This window comes from Natronorubrum halalkaliphilum (assembly GCF_009834785.1).
Taxonomy (GTDB): domain Archaea; phylum Halobacteriota; class Halobacteria; order Halobacteriales; family Natrialbaceae; genus Natronorubrum; species Natronorubrum halalkaliphilum.
The window spans coordinates 81,202-96,278 of record NZ_WUYX01000041.1 but is presented as its reverse complement, the minus strand read 5'-3'; the positions used below and the strand labels follow the sequence as shown (position 1 = coordinate 96,278).

The window sequence follows — 15,077 nt, the reverse complement described above, 5'->3', positions numbered from 1 at the left end:
CGAAGGTAGACGGCTTAGAAGTAGCGAAAGCGTAGCTTTAGCAGTATGCCACGCTTCGACTAAATTTCGAGTCCGCCCTCCCCGATTTGAACGGGGGGCAAGTCGATCTACAGTCGACTGCTCTACCAGTCTGAGCTAAGGGCGGTCGCATTTCAACGTAGCCGCTCTGGATAACATAAGGGTTGTTATTCACGACGAGTCGCCGGGTCCGTGGCTGACAGTTGTCATACCGTGAACGGAGGAATGATTCATATAGGTAGAGTTTCAATGGTGTCAATAGATCGCGCATGAGCAAGATCACGTTCCGCGCCGACGATGATCTCGTCGAGCAACTCGAGGCTCTCGAGATCTCGAAGAGCGAAGCGATGCGACAGGCGCTTCGCTCGTATCTCGCAGCCGACGGCCCGGCTCGAGACGAGCGACAGGCGGAACGTGAGCGGAGCGAGCCGGCGCAGTCGGGAGCCATCGACGAACTGATTCGCGACCGGGTCGACGAACTGCTCTCGGAACGACTTCAGGAGTACGGATTCGGACCGACGGCCGGACGAGTGTCGCCTCGCGCACGCGATGGGCACCGTTCGGACCGTGTAGGCCGTGCGGGAGACGTCAACATCTCCATCTCGCTCGAGGACGACCGTCACGAACTCGACCGTTCGACTCGAGTCGCGGAGCCGACACAGCAAGCGGAGAGCTCGAGTGCACATGCGCACGAACACGAGGGACACGAATCGCCGGCTCCGGATCGGAACCGGGGGATGAATCAACAGTCGGTCGACGACGAGGAGACGGCCCACTGCAATCAGTGCGGAGAACAGGTCGACGGCGACCACGTTTACTGCCCCAACTGTGGCGAGAAGACCTCGCGGCGGCTGTTCTGTGACTGTGGCGACGAAATTCGGTCGGACTGGGCGTTCTGTCCGGGCTGTGGGCGTCGAACACCAGCCGCAGATGTTCTCGGCCGAGACAGTCCCTCTTAATGACTGGTGTAAGACACAGAAAGTCATTTTCGACGAAAGTTTTATTATCTATGCCAGTCTTCACCTTATTCGCGTAAGACGGTCGTCTTACACCGGTCGGCGAACGCCGGAAAACGCCCGATGTCGGGCGTTTCCGGTGTAAGACACGCCGCGTCTGACAGGGGCGCGCCACCGTCTTACCTCACGGGGAATACAATCATGGAGCGTGTGACACTGCGAATTCCGAAACAGCAGATCGAGGAAGTCGAACAACTGGTCGACTCGGGCGAGTTCCCGAACCGGAGCGAAGCGATCCGGTCGGCAGTCCGTGAAATGATCAACGAACAACAGGACGGACCGAGCGAACAGTCCGGCAAACGTACCTGGGCCAAGGTGTAACGATGCAGGATATCGTACAAGACGCACTCGAGAACGCCGAACAGGAGGCCCGCGAGATGGATGCCGACATGGACGACGACGAGTTCGGCGATCCGCGGATCGTCATCGTCGGCTGTGGCGGTGCCGGAAACAATACGATCAACCGGCTGTATAACATCGGCGTCGACGGTGCCGATACCGTGGCGATCAACACGGACAAACAGCACCTCAAGATGATCGAAGCCGACACGAAGATCCTGGTCGGCAAGTCGCTCACCAACGGGCTCGGCGCCGGCGGCGACCCGTCGATGGGCGAACGCGCAACCGAGATGGCCCAGGGCACGATCAAGGAGGTCCTCGGGGATGCAGACCTCGTGTTCGTGACCGCAGGCATGGGCGGCGGAACCGGTACCGGTGCCGCCCCCGTCGTCTCCGAAATCGCGAAGGATCAGGGTGCGATCGTCGTCGGGATGGTCTCGACGCCGTTTAACGTCGAGCGCGCCCGCACGGTCAAAGCCGAGGAAGGCCTCGAGAAGCTGCGGGATCAGGCCGACTCGATCATCGTCCTCGATAACAACCGACTGCTCGATTACGTCCCGAACCTCCCGATCGGCAAGGCGTTCTCGGTGATGGACCAGATCATCGCCGAGACCGTCAAGGGAATTTCGGAGACGATCACCCAGCCCTCGCTGATCAACTTAGACTACGCGGACATGTCCACCATCATGAACCAGGGTGGCGTGGCCGTCATGTTAGTCGGCGAGACTCAAGACAAGAACAAGACCGACGAGGTCGTCAAGGACGCGATGAACCACCCGCTGCTCGACGTCGACTATCGCGGCGCCTCGGGTGGACTCGTTCACATCACCGGCGGCCCGGACCTCACCCTCAAAGAGGCCGAAGGAATCGCAGACAACATCACCGAGCGCCTCGAGGCCTCGGCGAACGTAATCTGGGGTGCCCGGATTCAGGAGAACTACAAGGGTAAGGTCCGCGTCATGGCGATCATGACCGGCGTCCAGAGCGCGCAGGTGCTCGGTCCGACGACCCAGAAGCAGGCCGACAAGTCCCGCCAGAGCATCGAAGGCGTCCAGGACGTCGACTTCGACGCGAGCAACAACGTCGAAGACGCCGGGTCCGGTTCCGGATACGGCGCTCACAGCGACGGCGGCCGCGAGGAAGTCGAAAAGCAAAACGGCGTCGACGTCATCCGCTAATCGGCAGCCACGCAGCGCACGTACACGACACACCACTCGCTGTACGCGACACCACGACACACCACCACCGCTGCTGCCGATCGACGGCTCGTTCTTGCCGTTCCGTATTTTAACGCCGAAATCGTCCGGAGTGACGACAGTCGTATCACTCTCGAGACGGTATCGACGTCCCAGTCACGATGCACGCACTCGTCTTCGCTGCCGGTCGAGGAACCCGTTTACGGCCGTATACGGATGAGACACCGAAACCGCTACTCGAGATTGCGGGCGAGCCGTTGCTCGTGCGAACGCTTCGTTCGGTTATCGACGCCGGCGTCGAGGGGGTCGTCATCGTCGTCGGCTACCGAGGTGCGGAGATCATCGAGACGATCGGTGACGATATCGACGGCGTGCCCGTCAGCTACGCCAGACAGGACGAACGAAACGGGCTCGCCCGTGCCGTCTGCACCGCGTTCGAAGACGGCTACGGGACAAGCTCGCCTCTCGACGGGCGTCCCGACGACGTACTGACCGTCAACGGTGACAACGTCTTCGACGCCGACTGTGCCCTCTCGAGGCTACTCGAACACCACCGCGAACCCGATGTCGACGGAACGCTCTTGCTGGACCGCGTCGCGAGAAACGAGGCCGAGACGACGGCCCGGTGTGCACTCGACGACGACGGAACGGTTCACTCCCTCGAGGCGTCACTGGCCGAGGAAGGCGGCGGTTCCAGTTCGGGGCCGAGCTACATCGCCGCCGGCGTCCAGACGCACGATGCTCGCGAGTTGCTTGCGGCCTGCCGAACAGTCGACCGTAGTGAGAGTGGCGAGTACGAACTCGCGGACGCCCTCGAGATGCTGGTCGCGGACGGGGCGCGATACGTCGGTATCGAACTCGAGGGCTGGCACCTGAACGTCAACACGCCCGCGGACCTCGAGCGCGCACGACGGTATTTCGAAGCCGGCGATGGACCGTGATCCGTCAGCTTCTGCCGTCGTAGTCGATACCAGCGCGCCCACTCGCCACGTTCCGAGCGGCGCTACTGGACTGGTAACCGACGACGGCTCCCCTTTATACGGATTGCTGTAACTAGTTACCGCCGATCGCCGACCCCATTCTGGCGATCGGCGATAATTGACTACAGTAAAGCGTGTCAGGCCAGCGACTCGAGCAGCGAGCACTTCCGGCAAACCTCTCGAGTCGTCGTCGAGCCGCACTCGACGCAGTCTCGCAGGTCGGCACCGTCGTCGCCGCTGAACGCGGTGGAGAGAATCCCGGCCAGATCCTCGTAGCCCGAGAGAATCGAGTGGCGGGTGCCGGGATGGTTCTCCTCGAGATCGTAGAGCAACTGCTGGATCTCGCCGCGGTAGGCTTCGCTCGCGTGGGGACACTCCGTGATGTGGGCCGGGAGGTCGTTGATGTGTGCGTAGAGGGCAACTTCCTTCTCGGGGACGTCCCGAAGCGGCTTCGCTCGAGGAACGAACTCCTCCTGTTCGCTACGCTCGGAGAGCGGGCCGAGACTGGCGTCGAAGTGTTTCGCCATCTGTTCGATATCTCCCTCGAGAAAGTTCATCAGCGCCGTCTGGGCCTCGTCGTCTAAATTGTGGCCCGTTAACAGAAGATCCGCCTCGAGTTCGTCGGCGTATTTCGACAGTAGATCCCGTCGGAAGACCCCGCAGTAGGCACAGGCCGCCATGTTCTCGGGGTCGTCCTCGACGACGTCGTCCATCCGAATCCCGAACTCATCCTCGTAGGTGGCGACCTCGTGGCGGATTCCGAGGTCCTCGGCGAGGGCGACGCAGGCCTCGAGGCTCTTGTCCCGGTAGCCCTCGATGCCTTCGTGAATCGTCAGTCCGACGAGTTCGATGCGAGGGTCAGCCGCGAACGTCTCGTCGAGGATCTGCGTGAGGACGACGCTGTCTTTGCCCCCGGAGAGGCCGATCACCCACGTCTGCGGGTTCTCCGGCGTCGCGTCGTGTGGAACGAGGTCGTCCCGACGCACCCGCCGTCGGACTCGCTTCTCGACTGACTCGCGGAAGTGATCCGCACAGAGGTGTTGGCCGGAGTAAGCGGCGTGCATGACCGCCTCCTCGTCGCACCGATTACAGTCCATCGGCGACAGGTTACCGTCGAACGCGTATGTCCGTTTCGTCTCCCGGCGAATCGGATTCCGCGTCCTCATACGGTTTGCTGTGACAATTTACCGGTGGGGCCGCAGGACGACGCGCGGTCCCACTCGAAATGACGTACAGCAGACAGTGTCAGGCCGGAACCGGCTCTTCCTCGTCGACGTCGTCGTCCGTCTCGACGGCGTCGGCACCGTCCTCGAGGGCGGCGAGCAGCGTCTCGAGGTGGCGGTCGCGGCTCGCGGAGGAGAACAGTTCGTGGCCGCCGTCGTACAGCACCACGTGTTCAGCCGGGACGCGCTCACCGATCGGGCGCAAGCTGACCACGGGATCACGAAGCGAGCAGAAGACGACCGCATCGTGGTCGATCGTCAGTAACTCTTCCTGAGCGCGGCGGGTTTCCCGAACGAACGCCGGCGAGACCCAGCGCGGTGTCGTCGCGATCTGGTGGTCCGTTGCGCGCTCGCCGAGCGCTTCTCTCCCCATCTCGCCGACCGGCACGCACGGCAGCGTCGTCGACAGCTTCGACACGACGTCGAGCATTGGCTCCGGATAGTCATCGCTGTATCCCCACCACGGACTGAGGTAGATGTGGTTGTCCGCGCCGTCTAAGGCCTGCGCGATAAGTGCGCCCGCGCTGTGGCCCAGCAGTTGGTACTCCTCGAGGTCGAGGACGTACTCGGCGATCGGCTCGAGCCAATCCGCTTTGAAATCGTCGATGTTGGTGGGGAGTTCGAACGCGTGGACGCGGTAGCCGGCGTCGGTAAGCTTGCCGATGAGCCAGCTCACGTTCTCGTGGGTCCAGCGGTTTCCCCAGCCCATGACGAAGACGAGTTCGGTGTCGCCATCCTCGTTGAAGATCCGGTGTCTCATGGGAGTACGTTCGCCGGGAACTGATAAAAAAGGTGCTCTCCTGACACGAGCGGAGATGGACGACGACCTGCGCCGGCAGACGGCCAGTACCCGCGACAACGGACGAACCTAGCCCAGCAGTTTACGAACGGCTTTTTGGCGGCAACTCGAGTCCGGCACATGGAGATGTTAGACGCCCTCCGGGCTCGTTGCTACCGAATCGGCTTCAACTGCTTTCCGGCCTACCGCAGAACCGGTGGCCGGGTCACCTACATCGCCCCCGACTGGCAGGAAGTGCGCATCAAACTCCCGCTGAACTGGCGGACGCGCAACTACGTCGGCACGCTCTTCGGCGGCAGCATCTACGCCGCCGTCGATCCGTTTTATATGATGATGCTGCTGAAAACGCTCGGTGACGACTACGTTGTCTGGGACAAGGAAGCCGAGGTTCGTTTCAAAAAGCCCGGCACGGAAACGCTGTACGCACAGTTCCGCTTGACCGACGCGGAACTCGAGGCGATCCGGGCCGAACTCGCGACCGACGGAACCGAGTCGATCGACCGGCACTACACCGTCGATCTCGTCGACGAAACGGGGACCGTTCACGCGACCGTTCGAAAGACGGTCTACGTCTCGACCGACGACTCGAAGACAGTCTGACGACGGGAGGGTGTGACCGTCCTCGAGCGGACGAAAGCGGAGCCCGAAGAAACCGTTTTGCGGCTCGAACCCCCACGGTCGGGTAATGAACGATTTTGACCGTCGCGACGCGGTCGACCGACTCGAGGAACTCGTCGATACCGTCGAGGAGGAGCGAATGCCCGTCCCGGTGCGGGAGGTCTGGGCGTTCGGTGACGTCGCGCTCGGACTCGATCCCGTCGAACGCCTCGATATCTATCTGACCAAGGATATTCTGCTGCGGGACGATAGCGACGACGGGGCGGAATCGGCCGATGCCGCCGCGATCGAACACGACGTCGAGGGCGTGGGTAAATCCGTCCGTGCCGACTGGGCCGCCGAATACCCGGCGTATCTCCGGGCGAACGCGAACGGCCACGCCGCCCCCGAGAAATGTCTCGCCGCCCATCTGCTCGGCGAGGTCGGCGAGGACGCGCCGATCCACTTCGAGGTCTGTAACGCGCCCTTCGAGGACAACGTCACCCAGCGGCTGCGCGGCGCGAAAGAGCGCGAGGATTACACGCAGTTACTCGACCCCCGCGGCGTCTGCCTGTGGGCGGAGGGGACCCGCAGCGACGAAGCGTTTCGAAAGCTCCGCGAAAGCGAACTCGCGTTACCGACGCTCTCGAGCGCGCTCGAGATGCTCGGTTTGGACGACGAGGAAGCCCAGCGGGCGGCCACAGAGGTTCACGCCTGGCGCGAGCAACAGGACGGCGTGACGGTGCGTGGCGACGTCGTCTGACGACGTTTCGGATCGCTTCGCGTTCGACCAGTGACAGCGGCGAGTGACTCTGATAGCGGCACGATCACTCGATGTCGGTCCGCGAGAACCACAGTTGGGCCGCGACGAGCAGTACGACGGTCATCGCGACGAGAACCCCCGCACCGACGAGGTCGTACGTGCCGTCGAGGAGGATTTCGTTCGGATCGAAGTACCGCATCGGGGCGATCGCGCCGATCGCCTCGTAGTCCGTTCCCGCGAGCAGCGACTCGAGCATGAACAGCCCGAACGTAACGCCGAGAGCGAGGCGCTGGGCGATGCTCGCGCGATCGACGGCGACCGAGGCGACCAGTCCGATCCCGGCACAGGCGAAGAGATAGGGTATCGAGAGGGCGTGGACGGCCACCACGTCCGCCCCGGGGATCGGTTCGTCGATCATCACCGCACCGACGTAAACGACGACCGGAGTGACGACGTTGACGATGACGATCGGAACGGCCAGCGAGCAGAACTTCTCCCCGACCGCCCGGGACCGCGAGATCGGCATCGAGAGCAGGATGTCCATCCGACCGCGCTCGACGTCGCCGGCGATCGTCCCGGCCGCGAGATAGGCGAGATAGAGCCCGAGCAGGATCGTCCAGCCGAAGATGTAGAGTTCGAAGGCGAGAAACCCTTCGAGCGAGGCCATCGTCCGGATGTCGAACAGCTGGATGACTCCCTCGGGATAGGCCTGCAGGAACTCCTCGTCGACGTCCTCGAAGGAGCCGCTAAACGAAGGGTAGATCCAGATCACGACGACGGCCAGAAGCGAGAGGGCGATCGAGAGGTAGAGGCTCCCCTTGAGCCGGTGACGACCGTCGTAGCGGGCGATTTCAAACATCGTCGGACGCCTCCGACGGCACCGATTTCGCTGCAGGTGTGGGTTTCCTTTCCGAACGCTCGCCGCCGTAAAACCGCATGAAAACGTCCTCGAGAGGCGCCTCCTCGATAGACAGGTCGAGCAGTCGGTACTCCCGCAGGCGATCGAGGAGCGCGTTGACGTCGCCGGTAAACGTGAGCGTACACTCGGTAAACGCCGTCGCCGGCGTCGTCGCGTCGCGTTCACTCTCGCCCTCGCCGGGGTCCAGGCTCGTCTCGAGTTCGTGGACGCCGTCGATCTCGAGCGCCTCAGTCGGAATCGGTTCGGCGGCGCGAAGTCGGACGACTTTCCCGCTCCGGTCGAGCAAGGACTCGACGGGTTCGACCGTGACGAGTCGCCCGTCGCGGATGATGCCGACCCGGTCACAGAGCCGACGGACCTCGCTCAAGACGTGCGAGGAGAAAAACACTGTCATACCCTGGTCACGTTCGCTCCGGACGAACTCCGCAAAGCGCTGTTGCATCAACGGGTCGAGACCGCTCGTCGGCTCGTCTAAGATCACGAGGTCGGGGTCGTGCATGAACGTCGTCACGAGTCCCAGCTTCCGGACGTTTCCGTGGGAGTACTCCCGCACCGTCCGATCGAGGGGCGGATCAAACAGCTCGAGCAACTCCGCGCTGCGCTCGTCGCCCTTGATCGAGGCGTGTAACTCGAGAATCTCCCGGCCGGTGGCGGTCTCGTCGAAGGCTGGATCGTCGGGAAGATAGCCGAGGCGACGCTTGGCCTCGATGAGGTCGTCCTCGTCGGTGATGTCGTGCCCGAGTAACCGTCCCGATCCCTCGGTCGGCGAGAGAAACCCCAGTAGCGTCCGAATCGTCGTCGTTTTCCCGGCCCCGTTCGGGCCGAGATAGCCGAAGATCTCGCCGCGCTCGACGGTGAACGTCACATCGTCGTTGGCGAGGACCTCCCCGTAGTCCTTCGTCACCCCCTCGAGTTCGATCGCTGCCATGTTCCGTCGTTGGACAGGACCTCATATATAATGCGCCGACAGTTGCCGCGGTTTCGTCGGCGGCCTGGGAACAACGTGATGATAACGAATTTCTTCCCCGGGTACCGTTTACCGGTATGAGTGGGTCGTCGTTTCTCGAGTTCCTCCGTTCGCCCCGCGCCGCCGTGCTCGCCAATCTCGCGCTCGTCATGACGGGATCGGTACTCGCCCTGCTGGGCGTCGTCGATTTCCTCACGGGCGGAATCATCGTCGGACTGGGCTTTGCGGGTATCGTCGTTACGCTACTCGGCCAGCGAGGGGGATAGGGGGCGAGAGGGGCGAACGGACCCAGAAGCAGAACCCGGGTGCCACTCAAACGCGACCGACGGTAACGAAGAACGGAACCGCTTCCTGACGACGGTACTCCCGCGCTTCCATCTGCTCGATCACGCTCCGCCCCATCTCCCGCCAGGAGCCGCGCAGATCGTCGTACTCCGCTTCTGTCAACGCCCCCGAGAGCAGCGTCTCGCGGTCATCAGCCAGTCCCGCACCAGTCGCTTTCCGCTGGGCCGCGACCAGCGCCCCCTTGCTGTAGGGCGGTTCGACCGTCCGGACGTGATCGTATCGCCGCGTCTCGCCCACCTCGAGGCCCGCTTCCTCGAACGCCTCGCGGGCGTCGGCGCCGAGCGCGACGTCCGTCGAAACGCCCTCGAGGTACGCCCGTCGGGCTCGGCCCTCGAGCCGTCCTTCCGCCTCGACGCTCGAGTCGATCTCGACGGCGCCGTTGTCGGGTTCGACGGCCGCGACGAGGTCGGTGGAGACGCGAGCGAACTCCCTCAGGGCGGCCGCAGGGTCGGGGAGGTTGATCAACAGCGCCTGACAGACCACGAGGTCGAACGCGTCGTCCGGAAACGGGAGTCGAAGCGCGTCGCCGGCGACGACCGAAACGGGGTCGTCGTGTCCGCGCGCAATCTCGAGGAGTTCGAGATCGACGTCGCAGCCGACCACCGCGGCCTCGTCGGCCGACTCCTCGCGCAGGACGCGACTCAGTTCACCGGTGCCACAGCCCACGTCGAGGACTCGCTCGCGGGACGAGAGTGCGAGCGGCTCGAGCGCGTCGCGGGAGTCGTCCCACATCCCCTCGCGGGTCCGGCGCAGGTAGTCTTCGGAGAACTCGCGCACGACCCGCGATACGAGTGTCTCGAGTAAAAACGGGTCGATTCGGAAGGCGGGCCAGCGCAGCGGACGGCCCCTTCGGCGTTCGGGGACGTTCGCTACCGTTCGTCCAGCAGGTCGCGACCCACGGCAACCAGTAGGATGAGGCCGATCAGGATCATCGATCCCTGCGCGACGGCGGCGACGGTCGAGTCGACGCTCCCACCCGTCAGCAAGGCGATGACGTCCGGAATTCCGCGGGCGGAGCCGAACACGCCGAGCAGTGCAAGGCCTCCGATTCCGTAGACGGCGAGCCGCCGACGCTCCGGCTGTCGACCGACGATACCGAGAAGCACGATAGCGATCCCGAAGACGGCCGGAATGAGCGCCGTAACACTCGCGAACTCGGAGAGCACGTACGCACCGCTCCCGAGAAGGACGAGGACGATTCCGAGCGCGATACCGAGCGTTGGCGTCGTCTGCTCAGCAGAATTCATAGGGGAGGTTTGACCGTCTGTATACTATATCTTTTCGTGAGGATTGGCCGGAGGGAAAATCGGTCACGCAAACACGAGCTGTTCGTCCGTCGGAATACGACTGTGACTGTGCGTTTCCGATTCAGAGTCTCACGGTACCAGTTTGCCCTCTCGAGGTTTCGAGGTCTCGAGGGGGATTACTCGCTTCGCAGTTCCTTGACCTTCTGAATGTTCCACGCGAAGCCCTTCCCGTCCTCCGTCGGCGTCTCGAGTGCGAACGGCAGCTCCCGCAGATCCGGATGGTTGACGATTGCTTCCACCCCGTCCTCGCCGATATAGCCCTCGCCGATGAGCGCGTGCTCGTCCTTGTTCGTGCCGACGTCGTGTTTCGAGTCGTTGAGGTGGATGTACTTCAGGTATTCGAGGCCGACCTGGTCGTCGAATCGCTGAACCGTCTCGTCGACGGCCTCGGGGGTCGTGAGGTCGTTGCCCGCCACGAGCGTGTGTGCAGTGTCGATACAGATTCCGATCTCGGTCTCGGTGCGGTCGATGATACCGGCCAGGTGGGAGAATTCGCCGCCGAGTTTCGTTCCGCTGCCGGCGTCGGACTCGATCAGTATCTCGACGCCTTCGGGAACGTCGAGTTCGTCGATCAGACTCGCCGCGTTGTCGAGTCCACCCTGGACGCCCGCACCCGTGTGGGCACCGAGGTGGACATTGACGTACGGAATTCCGAGTCGCTCGGCGGCGTCGAGTTCCGCCTGCATGCTCTCCTTTGACTTCCGGCGGAGGTCGTCTTTCGGGGTACAGAGATTGACGAGATAGGACGAGTGGATGACCCACGGTCCCTCGAGTTGTTCGTCGCTCTCTTCCCGGAAGCCTTCGGCGGCCTCCTCGCTGATTTCGGGCTGTTGCCAGACCTGCGGCGAGGTCGTAAAGACCTGTCCACAGTTGCCGCCGAACGCCCGCTGGCGGTGGACCGCGTTGCGGATGTCGTCGTACGGCGGTGTTTCGTCGTCGGAGGAGACGCGCGAACCGGATATCGAAACGTGTGCGCCAACCTTCATAGCGTCCCGTCAGTACCGGTTCGTGATAGGTATACTGATTCCGGAATCGGATCGATGACTCGTCATCTACGACCGCGATAACACCGTCATCTACGCGCCGATACCCCGGTTATGTATTCCTCAAGTTTGTTTTCGTGGTACATTTTCTATCTGTTTTAATAGCATCAATACGTCGGTTACCCAGCCGGTCGTTCTACGGGAGAACCTTTCAGTCCCATAGAGTCCATACCGACGGACAGGAGGCCCCGAGCGGCTGCCCACGAACACACAGATACGGACAGGACCACCGTCTTGATTACAGATATACAGAATGTGCTCGTAATCAAATTGATAAACAACAATTAAGGTTGTTGCACACACAGGCGTGTGTAGGTGTAGCATGACACAAATCATTTGGATCGTGACGGCAGTACTTGTGACGTTCACAGTCGGATACGTGGGGTACTCGAGATATCTCACGCAGTTCGTCGAACTGGACGCCGACAAAGAGACGCCGGCTCATAAGTACGAAGACGGGCAGGAGTACGTTCCATCGAAGAAACCGGTTCTGTTGGGACATCACTATTCCAGTATCGCGGGTGGTGCGCCGATCGTGGGACCGATCACGGCAGGTGCCATCTGGGGATGGGTGCCTGCACTGCTGTGGATCGCGATCGGAAACCCGCTGATGGGGGCCGTTCACGACTTCGTGTCGCTGTCGGGGAGCCTGCGACACGAAGGGAAATCGATCGGCTACATGATCGGGGAGTACGTCGGTGAGAGCGGGAAGAACATGCTGCTGTGGTTCGCGTTTCTGACGATCATGCTGGTCGTGGCAGTGTTCGCCCTCGTGGTGGCCATCGTGTTCAACGCGTTCCCGCAGGTCGTGACCGCGTCGTTCCTGTACATCGCACTGGCACTGGTGTTCGGTGTCTACCTGTACCAGTTGAACGGTCCGTTCATCCCGGGAACGATACTCTTCGTTCTGGGCGTGTTCGCGGCCGTCTGGGTCGGCATCCAGTTCCCGCTCGCACTGTTCGCCGGGGACTACCCGGCAGGAACGATCGTGTTATTCGACGGTGCCGGCGAGTGGGTGCCGGGAGCGGCCGATCTCGGCGGCAACACTGCAGCCTGGATCCCGCTCGTAATGGTGTACGGAGCGGTTGCCAGTGCCCTCCCGGTGTGGGTTCTGCTCCAGCCGCGTGACTACCTGTCCTCGTTCCTGCTGTACACCGGTGTTGGTGGGGCAATCGTCGCAATTATCGTCGGTACGTTCCTCGGAACGTCGTCCGAACCGCTCGTCGTCGACGAAACGATCGGTGCGTTCCAAGGGTTCTGGGGCGTCGAAGCAGCCGGCTTGGCTCCCTTGTTCCCGCTGCTGTTCATTACGATCGCTTGTGGGACGATCAGCGGATTCCACTCGCTGGTCTCTTCGGGGACGACAGCCAAGCAACTCGACAAAGAGACGGACGCCCGTCTGATCGGCTACGGTGGGATGCTCGGGGAGGGGCTGCTCGCTGCAGTCGCCCTCTCGACGTTCGCAGTCTGGGGCTTCGCCGATCCCGCCGGCGGGATCGGTGCCGCACTGCCGAACTTCGCATCCGGCGGCGGTATCATCTTCACGAGTCTTGGTATCCCTGAAACCGTCGGCGCCGTGTTCATGGCGCTCGTGCTCGTGAGCTTCCTGTTGACCTCGACGGACACGGCTGTCCGTCTGGGACGATACATGATGGAGGAAATCGTCGGGACGCCGGCAGGAAAGACCACCAAAGGGCTGACGACCGATCCAGCGTCGCTCGTCCGCGGTCGGTACACGAACCCCATCATCCAGATCGTTCCGGCCTACCTGCTCGTGGTCTCCGGTCAGTGGGTCGTCCTCTGGCAACTGTTCGGCGGTGCGAATCAGCTCCTCGCGGCACTCGCACTACTGACCGCGACCGTCTGGCTGGCCAACTGGGACGACAGCAAACAGCTCATCTCCACCGGAGTCCCGATGGCGATCATGGTGACGATCACCGTACTGGGGCTGTCGATCCTGGTCTTCTACGAGAACCTCTACCTGAACCTGATAATGGGTGAGGCCGCGACCACTGAGGCGACGGTTTCGGCGGCCGTGCAGATGATCCTCGGACTCGTGCTCATCGGTCTCGCGCTCGCACTCATCAGACTCGGGTACAAGAATATCCGCGACGTTCGTGGCGGACCCGAAACGCCAGCCGCACCGAGCGACGACTGAACTGCGTTCGAGTTCTTTTTTGTCCGCGGTCGGACGGCGATTACCGCCAGAACCGTTTCGCAAATCGTGAGAGAAAGCCGTCTTCGGGCTCGCTTACGTCGTCCCAGAGCGTAAACGCCTCCGAAACGGCGGCGGCCTCGCTGGCGACGCGTTCTTCTGACTCCGGAGCGATGACGAGCAGGTTCACGTCGTAGTGGCCGTAGTAGCCGAACTTCAACAGCGTTCGGTCCCGAAACCCGTCGACGTACTCCCGGACGTCGTCCGATAGCTCGTCCGCGACCAGGACGAACGTCACGTCCGTTCCGTAGTGCTCCTCGTCGGCGACGATCCGATCGTCCGCCACGTCGTGACCCAGATCGATGAGTCGCTCGAGTTCCCGAACCGTCGGGCGTGGCTCGCGGCGCGCAAAGAGGTACTCCTCGGACTCGTGGTCGGCGTAGCTCAGCGCGGGGTGAAAGAACTGCTTCTGGTTGCGGACCCGCATTTCGCCGTAGAGGTCCCACCGCTCGCCCGCGGCGACGCGGTCTTTCTCGAGGTCGTAGCTGTACATCAGGCGATCCGAAACGCGGTCAAAATACTCGTCCTCCCAGTCGGGGACCGCATCGCGGATCTCCCGTGGGAGGTCGTCGGCGGCCGAAGCCGTCCCCGCATCGGTCCGTCCGGCCCCACCAGTCTCGTCCTCTCGCTCGGGGTGTGACGGTGTTTTCTCGCTCATGAGTCCGTCGAGTCGTCCGTACGCGGATCGTCGTCGGCCAGGCCTGTGCGTCGGTATCCCATACCTTCGGTTACCGGTCGGGTATAAAATAGCCGTCGGTGAGTAGCAAGCCCCCAAGGACCGGCCGGAGGGGCAAGGACCGGCGGTAAGTTTTAGCTCTCGGAGACGGAATATCGTGTAAGAGACTCACATGGGAGGAAAGAAAACCGAATCCTGCGGCCGGTGTGCGATGTCGACGGTCGTCGACGTAGCGTCGTCGGACGAAGAGGGCGAGGCTGAATCGAATCGAGACCCATTCGGTGACGACGCCATCGAAATCGACGACGAGACGCTCCGGCGGATGTCCCCGGGTGCGTGGGCGAGTCGACTCACGACCCGGCTCGACGATATCGCTCACCGGTTCATTTACGGCCGGTAGGTCGGGCAGAAGAACAGAGCCGGGTACAGTTACGTCATCGTCACCAGATAGGTCATTGCGAACAGCACGATCGCTGCGGTAGCAACGTTGATCACGCCGAACTCGACCATTCCCAGAAAGGAAAGTCCCCAGACGATCGACCACGCGAACAGCGTCGAAAGAACGGCGTTCATTGCGACCAGGACGCGGACGTCACCCTGCGAGGACGCGACCCCCTCGCTGAAGCCGTTGGAGTCACCTTCGCTCATACAGACAGACTGCGGTTCCACCACTT

General features: G+C 62.5%; 18 protein-coding genes and 1 tRNA gene. 9 read left to right on the top strand and 10 right to left on the bottom strand.

Annotated features, from left to right (window positions below):
• Positions 1-71: 71 nt before the first annotated feature.
• Positions 72-145 (bottom strand) — tRNA-Tyr (locus GS429_RS13750).
• Positions 146-287: 142 nt separating this feature from the next.
• Between GS429_RS13750 and GS429_RS13745 the strand changes: the two genes are divergently transcribed.
• The 4 genes from GS429_RS13745 (at position 288) to GS429_RS13730 (ending at position 3,510) form a co-directional block, all read left to right on the top strand.
• Positions 288-977, top strand: coding sequence for a double zinc ribbon domain-containing protein (locus tag GS429_RS13745; RefSeq protein ID WP_160065934.1), 690 nt, complete (start codon positions 288-290; stop codon positions 975-977).
• A 198-nt stretch (positions 978-1,175) separates the two neighbouring features.
• Complete coding sequence (locus GS429_RS13740; protein ID WP_160065933.1) at positions 1,176-1,355, top strand: ribbon-helix-helix domain-containing protein; 180 nt, start codon at positions 1,176-1,178, stop codon at positions 1,353-1,355.
• Between the two features lie 2 nt (positions 1,356-1,357).
• Entirely contained in the window at positions 1,358-2,551 is a 1,194-nt protein-coding gene (ftsZ, locus tag GS429_RS13735) for a cell division protein FtsZ (RefSeq protein ID WP_160065932.1), read from the top strand.
• 179 nt (positions 2,552-2,730) lie between these two features.
• Complete coding sequence (locus GS429_RS13730) at positions 2,731-3,510, top strand: nucleotidyltransferase family protein (protein WP_160065931.1); 780 nt, start codon at positions 2,731-2,733, stop codon at positions 3,508-3,510.
• A gap of 176 nt (positions 3,511-3,686) precedes the next feature.
• On the opposite strand, the gene ncsA is transcribed toward GS429_RS13730, so the two are convergent.
• A complete protein-coding gene (ncsA, locus tag GS429_RS13725; protein ID WP_160065930.1) occupies positions 3,687-4,646 on the bottom strand; it encodes a tRNA 2-thiolation protein NcsA in 960 nt (319 codons plus the stop codon).
• A gap of 148 nt (positions 4,647-4,794) precedes the next feature.
• A complete protein-coding gene (locus GS429_RS13720) occupies positions 4,795-5,532 on the bottom strand; it encodes an alpha/beta fold hydrolase (RefSeq protein ID WP_160065929.1) in 738 nt (245 codons plus the stop codon).
• A 165-nt stretch (positions 5,533-5,697) separates the two neighbouring features.
• Here GS429_RS13720 and GS429_RS13715 point away from each other — a divergent pair, with 165 nt between their 5' ends.
• Both GS429_RS13715 and GS429_RS13710 read left to right on the top strand, forming a co-directional pair.
• A complete protein-coding gene (locus GS429_RS13715) occupies positions 5,698-6,171 on the top strand; it encodes a DUF4442 domain-containing protein (protein ID WP_160065945.1) in 474 nt (157 codons plus the stop codon).
• Positions 6,172-6,256: 85 nt separating this feature from the next.
• Entirely contained in the window at positions 6,257-6,931 is a 675-nt protein-coding gene (locus tag GS429_RS13710; RefSeq protein WP_160065928.1) for a DUF7095 family protein, read from the top strand.
• 64 nt (positions 6,932-6,995) lie between these two features.
• Here GS429_RS13710 and GS429_RS13705 read toward each other — a convergent pair whose 3' ends face one another.
• Positions 6,996-7,790 carry an ABC transporter permease subunit gene (locus tag GS429_RS13705; protein ID WP_160065927.1) on the bottom strand — a complete coding sequence of 265 codons (795 nt, stop codon included), beginning with the start codon at positions 7,788-7,790 and terminating at the stop codon, positions 6,996-6,998.
• Entirely contained in the window at positions 7,783-8,778 is a 996-nt protein-coding gene (locus GS429_RS13700; protein ID WP_160065926.1) for an ABC transporter ATP-binding protein, read from the bottom strand. The genes GS429_RS13705 and GS429_RS13700 overlap by 8 nt, the downstream gene beginning before the upstream one ends.
• A 116-nt stretch (positions 8,779-8,894) precedes the next feature.
• Here GS429_RS13700 and GS429_RS13695 point away from each other — a divergent pair, with 116 nt between their 5' ends.
• Positions 8,895-9,083 (top strand): hypothetical protein, encoded by a 189-nt coding sequence (locus GS429_RS13695; protein WP_160065925.1) that lies wholly within the window; start codon positions 8,895-8,897, stop codon positions 9,081-9,083.
• Positions 9,084-9,129: 46 nt separating this feature from the next.
• Here the strand turns inward: GS429_RS13695 and GS429_RS13690 are convergent, their stop codons facing one another.
• From GS429_RS13690 to GS429_RS13680, 3 genes are all read right to left on the bottom strand, one after another.
• Positions 9,130-9,939 carry a class I SAM-dependent methyltransferase gene (locus tag GS429_RS13690; RefSeq protein ID WP_328821394.1) on the bottom strand — a complete coding sequence of 270 codons (810 nt, stop codon included), beginning with the start codon at positions 9,937-9,939 and terminating at the stop codon, positions 9,130-9,132.
• Positions 9,940-10,031: 92 nt separating this feature from the next.
• The gene (locus GS429_RS13685) at positions 10,032-10,409 is read right to left on the bottom strand and encodes a hypothetical protein (protein WP_160065924.1); all 378 of its coding nucleotides are present in this window, start codon (positions 10,407-10,409) and stop codon (positions 10,032-10,034) included.
• A 176-nt stretch (positions 10,410-10,585) separates the two neighbouring features.
• Positions 10,586-11,455 carry a deoxyribonuclease IV gene (locus GS429_RS13680; protein ID WP_160065923.1) on the bottom strand — a complete coding sequence of 290 codons (870 nt, stop codon included), beginning with the start codon at positions 11,453-11,455 and terminating at the stop codon, positions 10,586-10,588.
• A gap of 379 nt (positions 11,456-11,834) precedes the next feature.
• On the opposite strand from GS429_RS13680, the gene GS429_RS13675 reads away from it, so the two are divergent.
• Positions 11,835-13,670: a carbon starvation CstA family protein gene (locus tag GS429_RS13675; RefSeq protein WP_160065922.1), complete on the top strand. Its 1,836-nt coding sequence runs from the start codon at positions 11,835-11,837 to the stop codon at positions 13,668-13,670.
• 40 nt (positions 13,671-13,710) lie between these two features.
• Here the strand turns inward: GS429_RS13675 and GS429_RS13670 are convergent, their stop codons facing one another.
• On the bottom strand, positions 13,711-14,385 hold the full coding sequence (locus GS429_RS13670) for a DUF8052 family protein (RefSeq protein ID WP_160065921.1): 675 nt from the start codon (positions 14,383-14,385) through the stop codon (positions 13,711-13,713).
• Positions 14,386-14,575: 190 nt separating this feature from the next.
• Here GS429_RS13670 and GS429_RS13665 point away from each other — a divergent pair, with 190 nt between their 5' ends.
• Entirely contained in the window at positions 14,576-14,803 is a 228-nt protein-coding gene (locus GS429_RS13665; RefSeq protein ID WP_160065920.1) for a DUF8007 family protein, read from the top strand.
• A gap of 29 nt (positions 14,804-14,832) precedes the next feature.
• Here GS429_RS13665 and GS429_RS13660 read toward each other — a convergent pair whose 3' ends face one another.
• On the bottom strand, positions 14,833-15,051 hold the full coding sequence (locus tag GS429_RS13660) for a DUF8107 family protein (RefSeq protein ID WP_160065919.1): 219 nt from the start codon (positions 15,049-15,051) through the stop codon (positions 14,833-14,835).
• Positions 15,052-15,077 lie beyond the last annotated feature (26 nt).